The sequence below is a fragment of the Variovorax sp. P4_D9 genome (assembly GCF_056401695.1).
The window spans coordinates 1-8,891 of the sequence record NZ_JBFUIU010000365.1; the positions used below are offsets into that span (position 1 = coordinate 1).

Genomic DNA, 8,891 nt, shown 5'->3' on the forward strand with positions numbered 1-8,891 from the left:
GTCCTGACGATCGTCGAGGAGGTCCTGGTGGGATTGTTCCATCATCGATCGATCGGTGACTCGCTTGGCGATCTGTTCGGCCAGCGGCTGTTGGAAACGCTTGCCGGCGCGCTGCTTCTGCTGCTCGTACTCATTCCCTATTGCGCCTTCCAGGTTGTTGCCGAGGCGCTTGGCGAAGGCAGGCTGGTGAGAATGCTCCTTGTAGACCGGAATGCGACATGAAGAGGGTAGTTCGCAACACCCTCGACAGAGATCGATCTGTGGAAAGCCATGAATCCTTCACGCGCCCTCTCCACGTGGCTGCTGGCCGTGCTGCTGCTGCTGGGTGGTTGCGCCACCCGTCCGATCAACCCGCCGATCACGCATGTCGATGCGGACCGCGGGTACATGCTTCAGACGCGCCAGGATCATTTCAAGGACCCGGAGAATCTGGTCATCCTGGCCTTCTCGGGCGGCGGCACACGCGCAGCCGCGTTCTCCTACGGAGTCCCGGAGTTCCTGCGGCGCACTGAGGTCGTCGGACCGAAGGGCAACAAGGGCCGCCTGCTGGACGCGGTAGACGTCATCACCGGTGACTCGGGAGGCAGTTTCACTGCATTAGCCTACGGCCTCTTCGGCGACAAGCTCTTCGACGATTACGAGCAGCGCTTCTTGAAGCGCGACGTCCAGGGCGAACTCATATCGCGCGCGTTGAAGCCAGCGAACTGGGACCATTTGAATTCAACGCCGGGGTCGAGAGATCATCGCGGGGCACCGGTTGCCGAGCCTGCGCCGGCACCCAGAGCGGCAATGACCTTGGCGCCGATGTCCTTCAGCAGACCCTGAAACTCGGGCGTGGGGAAGCTTTCTTCGAAGGCCTGGGGCCGTTCCGAATTGACGGCCAATGTGTACGACGAGATCCTGTTCAACAGAGCGAACGCTGCCGAAGAGTGCTCGGCAATGCCGTCATGGTGCTGGTATGACTCTTGCATCGGAACGACGGATTTGCTGACCGCCGCCGCGGACGAGGTCGAAGCCCTGCGAGTCGACATCGCCGCCACCGAGCAGGACACCGAGCGCGCCCAGGCGGATGCTTCGCCCCTGCGCGCGGAAACGGACAAGCTGGAGGAGGGCATGCAGAAGGTCGAGCGCCGCGCCCAGATGCCGACGCATGGGCCGGGGGGGCGTGGAGCGGTCAGCGACCAGCCTTCAGTCGATCAGAGCTTGAAGCAGAGACCTGCGTAGAACCCGCCCATCGTCACCTTGTTGAGCAGTGCGTCGTTGCGCTTGTAGCTCAGAACGCGATAGCCGAACTTCATGGAAGTGGTCGGGGTGTACTGGTAGCTCGCACCGGCGATGATTTGCCAACTCGAGGTCGAGTTGCCCCCACCCACGTCCAGATGGCCCAAGAGCGACCACTTGTCGCTGACCGGTGCGATCGCGCGCACGCCGACGATGCCATTCCACCCGCTCACGTCCCCTCGGATCTGGCATCCCAGGCCGCGCAGGCTCGGCGCGGTGTCCACGGTGGACTTGGCGTCAACGTAGCGGGCCCCGCCCAGGACGTCGACCTCCACAGGCTCGTTGATCACACGATAGCAGCCGGCCATGGTGTAGATCTGTTGCTCCATCGTGACGTCGTAGCCTCCGAGAAGGCCGCTGGCGAACTGGTTGGACACGCCGACCTTCACATCTTGCAGGTCGAGCAAGCCGCCCTAGTCGCCTTTGCAGGCTTCGAAGGTGCCCATGGCGCCGAAATCCAGCGCCTTCAAGAGGCTGGTGGAGCTCACGCTGACGGTGTTCCCGGGCAAAGGGCCGAGCTTGAGGTCGGAGCGGACCCCCGGCAGCCCACAGATACCGAATGAACTCGAACTGCCAGTCGTTCGTCGAGGGGAGGGTCTGCGAAGCGGCGGGCAGGCATGTGAGGGAGGCACTGCGCCGCAGATCCTGGCGATCGCCGATCTCGGCAGGGCCCGGCTGCTTCCCGATTCGAATGTCGGCGACTGACGAATGCAGACCTTGGCAATCTTCATCGCGAACGGCCGGCTACCTTCGGGACTTGGCCTGCCGGTCTTAGCAGGTCACGGTCCGGCGGTCGCCCTGGGTGACCCTGTAGTTGCACGACTCAAACGTGGGATCGGTCTTTCCGTGCACCCCGGCCTACCTAGGACGGCATGCATAGGATCGACGGCGAGCGGGCGGAGAGGTTGTCGTTGCCGCTGTCCTGCTGCGGCGTGCTGCACGCGAAGTTCCAAGGTCCTGGACGTCCCCGCATAGTGAGCTTTCCTGGTTGAAGGATATAGAACGCCGCGAAGGCCGGTCGTCGACGGCGCGACCAACGTCTGGGCTATACGCGCTACGCACCAAGCCAGAGGGCAACGAGGAGTCTGGAGGGACTGTCAATAACCCCCGACCCACTTGTCTTTACTGGCATTTCGGCGACACTGGGCAACCGAGCCATTTTGCTTGCTGTCATGGCCGACCGATCGCACTTTTCGGAACACGTCGACAAGCCAGTTTCAAGATCCTGGCGATCCTGGCTCCTGCGCGTGGTGTTGTGGTTCACAGGGCTGGCCTTGGCCGGGGCGCTGGGCTTGTCATTCGTCGTCTTGACTGCACTCGTGGTCGCCTATCCGAACCTGCCGAATATCTCCGATCTTCAGGACTATCGACCGAAGCTGCCGCTGCGGGTGTTCTCCTCAGAAGGCATTCTGATTGGCGAATTTGGTGAAGAGCGCCGCGAATTCACGCCGATCTCGGCAATCCCCAAGCTGATGAGGGACGCCGTGCTGGCCGCCGAGGACGCGCGCTTCTATGACCACAATGGGGTCGACTTCAAAGGCATGGTGCGCGCCGCGTACGCAAACCTGAACCGGGTAAGGAGCCAAGGTGCCTCGACCATCACGATGCAGGTGGCGCGCAACGCGTACTTGACTTCGGAGAAAACGGTCACGCGCAAGGTGTACGAAGTCCTGCTCACATTCAAACTGGAGCAACTCCTCTCCAAGGATCAGATCTTCGAGATCTATCTGAATCAGGTCTTCCTGGGCAAGCGGGCGTACGGCTTCGCCGCGGCCTCAGAGGCCTATTTCGGTAAGCCGCTCGAGGACATCTCTATCGCACAAGCCGCGATGCTGGCGGGTTTGCCCAAAGCGCCCGGTGCCAACAACCCGGTCAACAATGCCGTGCGGGCACGAGAACGCCAGCTCTATGTGATCGACCGAATGCAGGAGAACGGTTTCATCACGCCTGAGCAGGCGGCGCAAGCCAGACAAGACAAGCTTCATCTGCGCGACGCGCCAGCCCCCGTTCGCCTGCACGCCGAATATGTAGCCGAAACGGTGCGCCAGCTGATCTACGCGCAGTATGGCAACGCCACCTACGCCCGGGGACTCAAGGTCTACACCTCGATCTCGGCGGTCAACCAATCGGCCGCCTACAAGGCGTTGCGCGACGGAATCATGAGTTACGAGCGAACTCAGATCTACCGTGGACCCGAAAAATTCATAGATCTTCCCGACGATCCGAAAGAACGCGCAGACGCGATCGACGACGTGCTTGCAGAGCACCCGGACAACGGTGACCTGATTGCTGCGGTGGTTCTCAAAGCCAGTGCCAAAGAGATCACGGCCATTCGTGCGAACGGCGAGACCTTGCACGTCACCGGAGACGGGCTGCGGCCTGCCCAATCGGGATTGTCGGACAAGGCTCCGCGCAACATCATGATCCGTCGTGGGGCGGTCGTCCGCCTTGCAAAGACGCCGAAAGACTTGTGGGGAATTACTCAGCAACCCGAGGTCGAGGGTGCGTTCGTCGCAATGGATCCGCGCGACGGCGCCATCAAGGCGATGGTGGGCGGCTTCGACTTCAACAAGAACAAATTCAATCATGTCACGCAGGCGTGGCGTCAGCCAGGTTCGAGTTTCAAGCCGTTCATCTTTTCGGCAGCGCTTGAAAAAGGATTCACGCCGGCCACCGTGGTCAATGATGCGCCGCTCTACTTCGATGCGGCCACGACAGGCGGGCAACCATGGGAACCGAAGAACTATGGGGGCACCTTCTCCGGACCGATACCGCTTCGCACGGCGCTCATGAAGTCCATCAACATGGTCACGCTTCGCGTCACTCAATCGATCGGTATCCGCTACGCGCAGGACTGGATCACGAATTTCGGCTTCGACCGCGAAAAGCACCCCGCCTATCTGCCCATGGCGTTGGGCGCCGGCGCGGTCACGCCAATGCAGATGGCAACGGCCTACTCCGTGTTTGCCAATGGCGGCTATCGCGTCAATCCTTACCTGATCACGCGCATCACGGACCACAAGGACAAGATTTTGGTCGAGCCGMAGCCACCACTGCTCAACGAAACGATGCGCGCCATTCCGCAGCGCAATGCCTTCATCATGGACACGCTGCTGCAAAGCGTCGTCAAGGGCGGTACCGGCGCGAAGGCGTATCAGGCGTTCAAGCGCGACGACCTCTACGGCAAGACCGGAACCACCAACGACTCGATCGACACATGGTTCGCAGGCTTCCAACCGACGATGACCGCGATCGCGTGGATGGGGTACGACACGCCTCGCAGCTTGGGAGACAAAGAGACGGGCAGCAGCCTGAGCTTGCCGATCTGGATCAGCTACATGGAGACCGCGATCAAGGGCGTGCCCGTGGCTGAACTTCAGGCACCCGAAGGGGTGGTCCATGTCGGCGGCGAGTGGTACTACGACGATTACGCGCCGGGCAGTGGGCTCGCCAACCCGTGGGGAATGTCCGCACCAACACCAGCTGAGGAGACCCCGACAACGAAGCCTGAGTCACCTTCAGACTCAGACGAACGCAGCCGAATTCTTGACCTGTTCCGTAACTAGACGGGGCGCTTCTCCTTGCCGTCCTTGCGGCGGCATCCACACGAACGGCCTCATGCGCGAGAGAGCCAAACGAGTGCAACCGTTACTAGCGCTCGCCCCGTGTACCCGCGAAGCGGCCGGGCTGGATCAACGGATCCGGCAGCCGGGTCTGGCGACGCACAAAARGGGCGCCGATGACAACCCCGGCCGTGATGGCCGTGCCTGAGGCCAGTGCGCTGCCCCCTGGTGGCTGGCTCCGTGGCTTCGGCTCTCAAAGGCAGCTTTCCGGCGACGGTGCGACATCACGGTCTCGGCCAACAGCGGACTGCCGGGTGGTCGGCTGACCGTTACAGGATCAGAAACGCTGCCGCTGCAACTGCGGTGGGCCCCAAAGCACCGAGCAGCAATCCGCCCGCCCCGATCGATTCATCCTTGAACCCTCGCTTGAGCAGCGCCACGCCAGCGGGGTTGGGTGCATTGGCTATGACCGTCAGCCCGCCGCCAGCCACTGCGCCCGCCATCAACATGTACTTGGACTGGTCGGTAAAGCCCTCGATCAACGATCCAAGGTAAGTCAGCGCAGCGTTGTCCGTGATGGCGGTCAGGCCGAGCGCGCCAACGAAAAGCGCGAGCGGGGAGAGTGACGAGACGATCGGCTGCAACCACCACTGCTGCATGCCGCCCAGCACCACGAGACCGGCGAGGAAGAACCCGACCAGCAGGGCCTCCTTGACGATGAGCGGGCTCTGATGTCGCTCGTAAGCCTGCGTGAATCCAATGAACATGAGGAACAGGCCGAGGAACACGACGGGATGGTGCGCGAACAGGACCACGCCGGCCAGCAGACCGAGATGCACGGCAACCACGAACAGCGGCACGCGATCGTCGGCGCCTGTCTCTTCAACGGATGCACCCTTGCCAGGCTGAAGATGCCGGCGCAGCACAAAGACCGCGACGCTGGCGTTCAGGACCACCGCGAGTGCGGCCTTCCAGCCGAAAGCCATGAGCATGAATGCGCTGTCCCACTGCCAGGTGCCCGCGACCATTAAAACGGGCGGCGCAGCATAGGAGGTGAGCGTGCCGCCGATCGAGACGTTGACGAACAGCACGCCCAGCGCAACGTACTTGGCGCGCTCGGGCATGTGGGGGCGGAAGACCTGAGGCGCCAGCATCAAGGCAGCGATCGTCATCGCGGCCGGTTCAGTGATGAGGGAGCCGAGAAGCGGCACCGCCGCCAAGCCGAGCCACGCAGTCGCCAGCGGCGTCGGGATCGGCAGCACTCGCGCCGTCGCGGACACCATCGACATCACAGTGCGCAGCACTGGCCGCGATGCGGCGATCACCATCACCACGAAGACGAAGAGCGGCTCGATGTAGTTGCGCGATTCCGCGTACTCCAGCGCCGGTGCGCCTCCGACCAACAACGCCATGGACACGACCAGCACGATGGCCCAGAAGCCGAAAACGACCTCGACTTCGCCCAGCAGATGAAAGAGCCCGGCATGAGCGGGATAGCGATGGGAGAGCCGCTCGAACTGCTTGGCGGCGAAGGTGTGGAGAAGCGCAACCGCGAAAAGGGCTGCAGCAACGGCCTGGATGGTGGTGATAGGCATCGGAGGACGGCTCGCGTTGATTCCGCGAGGCGGCCCGACCGTCGCTGAGACCTGACCCGCACATGCCGCAAGCCACCCAGTCATCATTGTACGAGCGTCGGCTTTGGGCGGTACGCTATGTTCGCTTCGGCCCTGTACGCCTGTTCGCGACATCCGGAAGCAGCCCATCAAATGCGATTCGACCAGGTGCCTCCCGCGATGCGACGTTGCCACTGAGCTTGAACTTCCTTGTTGATGTGGGCGACCGTCAAGTTCCAAGGTAGGCCGGACTTCCCCCAAAGTAGGTGCCGAGAGGCAACTCTCGGCACCTGCCGCTATTCGGAAGATTACGGCTCAGACGCCCTGCAGAAGCTCGACTTCTGGGCTGCGGCCTCTTCCAGACCCGCACCACTCGTTCTTTTCGTCCATGGCGGTGGATGGAAACGCGGCGACAAAAGATCTGCCACGGGAATGCAAAAGGTCGAGCATTTGACCAAAGAAGGTTTTGCATTTGCTTCGATCAATTATCGATTGGTGCCGGCCGCAATCGTGGAGCAGCAGGCAGCCGATGTGGCTGCGGCCGTCGCCTGGCTTCGGGGTCATGCCGCGCGACTGGGCATCGATGCGTCACGCATTGTGCTGATGGGCCACAGCGCGGGCGCGCATTTGGTGGCTTTGGTCGGTACCGATCCGCAGTATCTGGCGGCGGCCGGCCTGTTGTTGTCGGATCTTCGCGGCGTCATCGCACTGGACGGCGCGTGTTCTGACATTCCGCGCCAACTTGCCGCAGCCGGCCGCTTCATGCGCGGCACCGCCTATACGGTGGCGTTTGGAAGCGAACCCGCACGCCAGCTGGCCTTGTCGCCTGCCTTGCAAACTTTGAATCCCAACGCGCCGGCATTTCTGATCGTCCACATTGATCGCGCCGACGGAAAGGCGCAATCCGAGGCGCTGGCCAAAGCACTGCCGGAATATCAGCGGAAGTCTATGGTGTTGACGGAACAGGTTTGCTCGGTCATCTGGAGATCAACCGCTCACTTGGTCGCGCCGACTTTCCGGCCACCGGGGTGGTCGACGCCTGGCTGCGCAAGCTTCTCCACTTGACGTAGCGTCCAAATTCTGCGTATTGGCCCGCTCGTTCAGCCGAATTCCCGTTGAACCGAGCACGTTGTCACTGACGGCCGGATCTCAGGGCAGATGGCCAAAACGGGCCGCCTCTCGGCGACATGCCCTGCCCTGACATAGCAGGCCAAGGCGCCAGTTTCGCAAGGTCAGCAATGCAGCAGCGGATGCGGTCGATCCCAATCGTTCGACGCTACCGCTTGTTCAGCGCGCGGTCCTGCCTTACCCTGCTTGGGCCATGGACGACCACTCAAACCGGCACTGCATGATCCTACTGGCGCTGCTTGGCGYGGCATTGGGTGGATGTGCCGGCTCGGCCGTCAACGGCGACGTGGTGGCCTGCCACATCGAATACGGGGGACAGTCCATCACGGCGAGGTCCGTGGCCGTCGCGTCGGCATACGACGTGGCCGCCATCCGGGTCGGTTCTCTCTTCCTTTTCCGACTGGTTTTCCAGCAGGAGCCGGCGGAGCTCGCGTCGGTGAAGGTCTACACGTACTTCGAGAAGGATGAAGAGCCGTCGCTGATCCATCAGGCCCGCTTCCCCTACCCGCCACAGAAGCCAGGCGCATCCATTTTTGGCTTTACCGGCCAGCAATCGGTGTACGAACCGGTGCGCGGAGGAGAACTGCAGTACTGGTGCGAACTCGAAGATTCGGCCGTGAGCTCTGAAGAGAGGAGAGGCCACGACAGGGCCCAGCCATGAGCCCCTTTGCCTCGGCCCTCCTGATCGGCGTGTGTGCCCTGATGACCTGCAAGGCGGAACCCTTGCAGGACGTTGCCGCAGTGCGCATCGAGGGGGCGAAAAAGGCCTCTTCGGAGCCCGGCACAGTACGGCTGATCCTTGTTGGCGACTTGATGCTGGACGGAGGGGCCGGGCGCACGGTCGCCGCTGGGGGTGACCCTCTGGCTCTTGTCGATGCGGCCCTGCGTAGTGCGGACTATGCAGTGGGCAACCTGGAATCCCCGATCGCCACAGTGGGTCACGCAATCCCCGACAAGCCGTACACCTTTCGCGCGCACCCGCGTGTGCTTCGTGTATTGCAGGGCAGGTTTGATGCCGTTTCGGTCGCGAACAATCATTCCGGCGACTATGGTCACGAGGCCTTTCGCCAGACCTTGCTGCATCTTCGCAGCGCCGGGATCGCCGCCTTCGGCGGTGGAAGCAACCTGCGCCAGGCACACGAGCCGCTGTGGATAGAACGAAATGGCCTTCGGATCGCCGTGCTCGGCTACAACGAGTTCTTGCCCCGCTCGTTTGAAGCTGGGCCGACGTGGCCTGGGGTCGCCTGGAGTGAGGACGATGAGGTGGTGACTGACATCCAGTCTGCCCGCCTCGCAGGGGCGGATG

Annotated in this window: 10 protein-coding genes; 8 read left to right on the forward strand and 2 right to left on the reverse strand. The window is 62.4% G+C overall.

Features of this window, described 5'->3' with window-relative positions; genetic code table 11:
* From AC1DY5_RS31035 to AC1DY5_RS31045, 3 genes are all read left to right on the forward strand, one after another.
* Positions 1–222: hypothetical protein (locus AC1DY5_RS31035; RefSeq protein ID WP_478117713.1), on the forward strand; the 222-nt coding region annotated here is incomplete at its 5' end.
* Positions 223–309: 87 nt separating this feature from the next.
* The gene (locus AC1DY5_RS31040; protein ID WP_478117715.1) at positions 310–825 is read left to right on the forward strand and encodes a patatin-like phospholipase family protein; all 516 of its coding nucleotides are present in this window, start codon (positions 310–312) and stop codon (positions 823–825) included.
* A gap of 48 nt (positions 826–873) precedes the next feature.
* Positions 874–1,224: a hypothetical protein gene (locus tag AC1DY5_RS31045; protein ID WP_478117717.1), complete on the forward strand. Its 351-nt coding sequence runs from the start codon at positions 874–876 to the stop codon at positions 1,222–1,224.
* On the opposite strand, the gene AC1DY5_RS31050 is transcribed toward AC1DY5_RS31045, so the two are convergent.
* Positions 1,197–1,688 carry a hypothetical protein gene (locus AC1DY5_RS31050; RefSeq protein WP_478117719.1) on the reverse strand — a complete coding sequence of 164 codons (492 nt, stop codon included), beginning with the start codon at positions 1,686–1,688 and terminating at the stop codon, positions 1,197–1,199. The genes AC1DY5_RS31045 and AC1DY5_RS31050 overlap by 28 nt on opposite strands.
* Positions 1,689–1,725: 37 nt before the next feature.
* On the opposite strand from AC1DY5_RS31050, the gene AC1DY5_RS31055 reads away from it, so the two are divergent.
* Together AC1DY5_RS31055 and AC1DY5_RS31060 are read left to right on the forward strand one after the other, a co-directional pair.
* On the forward strand, positions 1,726–1,986 hold the full coding sequence (locus tag AC1DY5_RS31055; protein WP_478117720.1) for a hypothetical protein: 261 nt from the start codon (positions 1,726–1,728) through the stop codon (positions 1,984–1,986).
* A 467-nt stretch (positions 1,987–2,453) separates the two neighbouring features.
* Entirely contained in the window at positions 2,454–4,847 is a 2,394-nt protein-coding gene (locus tag AC1DY5_RS31060; protein WP_478117722.1) for a penicillin-binding protein 1A, read from the forward strand.
* A gap of 326 nt (positions 4,848–5,173) precedes the next feature.
* On the opposite strand, the gene AC1DY5_RS31065 is transcribed toward AC1DY5_RS31060, so the two are convergent.
* Positions 5,174–6,439, reverse strand: coding sequence for a putative Na+/H+ antiporter (locus AC1DY5_RS31065; RefSeq protein WP_478117727.1), 1,266 nt, complete (start codon positions 6,437–6,439; stop codon positions 5,174–5,176).
* 234 nt (positions 6,440–6,673) lie between these two features.
* Here AC1DY5_RS31065 and AC1DY5_RS31070 point away from each other — a divergent pair, with 234 nt between their 5' ends.
* The 3 genes from AC1DY5_RS31070 to AC1DY5_RS31080 all read left to right on the forward strand — a co-directional run.
* On the forward strand, positions 6,674–7,522 hold the full coding sequence (locus tag AC1DY5_RS31070; protein ID WP_478117729.1) for an alpha/beta fold hydrolase: 849 nt from the start codon (positions 6,674–6,676) through the stop codon (positions 7,520–7,522).
* A 256-nt stretch (positions 7,523–7,778) separates the two neighbouring features.
* Entirely contained in the window at positions 7,779–8,246 is a 468-nt protein-coding gene (locus AC1DY5_RS31075; protein ID WP_478117724.1) for a hypothetical protein, read from the forward strand.
* The coding region (locus AC1DY5_RS31080; RefSeq protein ID WP_478117726.1) for a CapA family protein at positions 8,243–8,891 on the forward strand (649 nt) is incomplete at its 3' end. The genes AC1DY5_RS31075 and AC1DY5_RS31080, both read left to right, overlap by 4 nt.

Coding starts and splice junctions, on each gene's coding strand:
- AC1DY5_RS31055 (WP_478117720.1), top strand. CDS start 1,726: ATGGCGCCGAAATCCAGCGCCTTCAAGAGGCTGGTGGAGCTCACGCTG.
- AC1DY5_RS31065 (WP_478117727.1), bottom strand. CDS start 6,439: ATGCCTATCACCACCATCCAGGCCGTTGCTGCAGCCCTTTTCGCGGTT.
- AC1DY5_RS31070 (WP_478117729.1), top strand. CDS start 6,674: ATGTGGGCGACCGTCAAGTTCCAAGGTAGGCCGGACTTCCCCCAAAGT.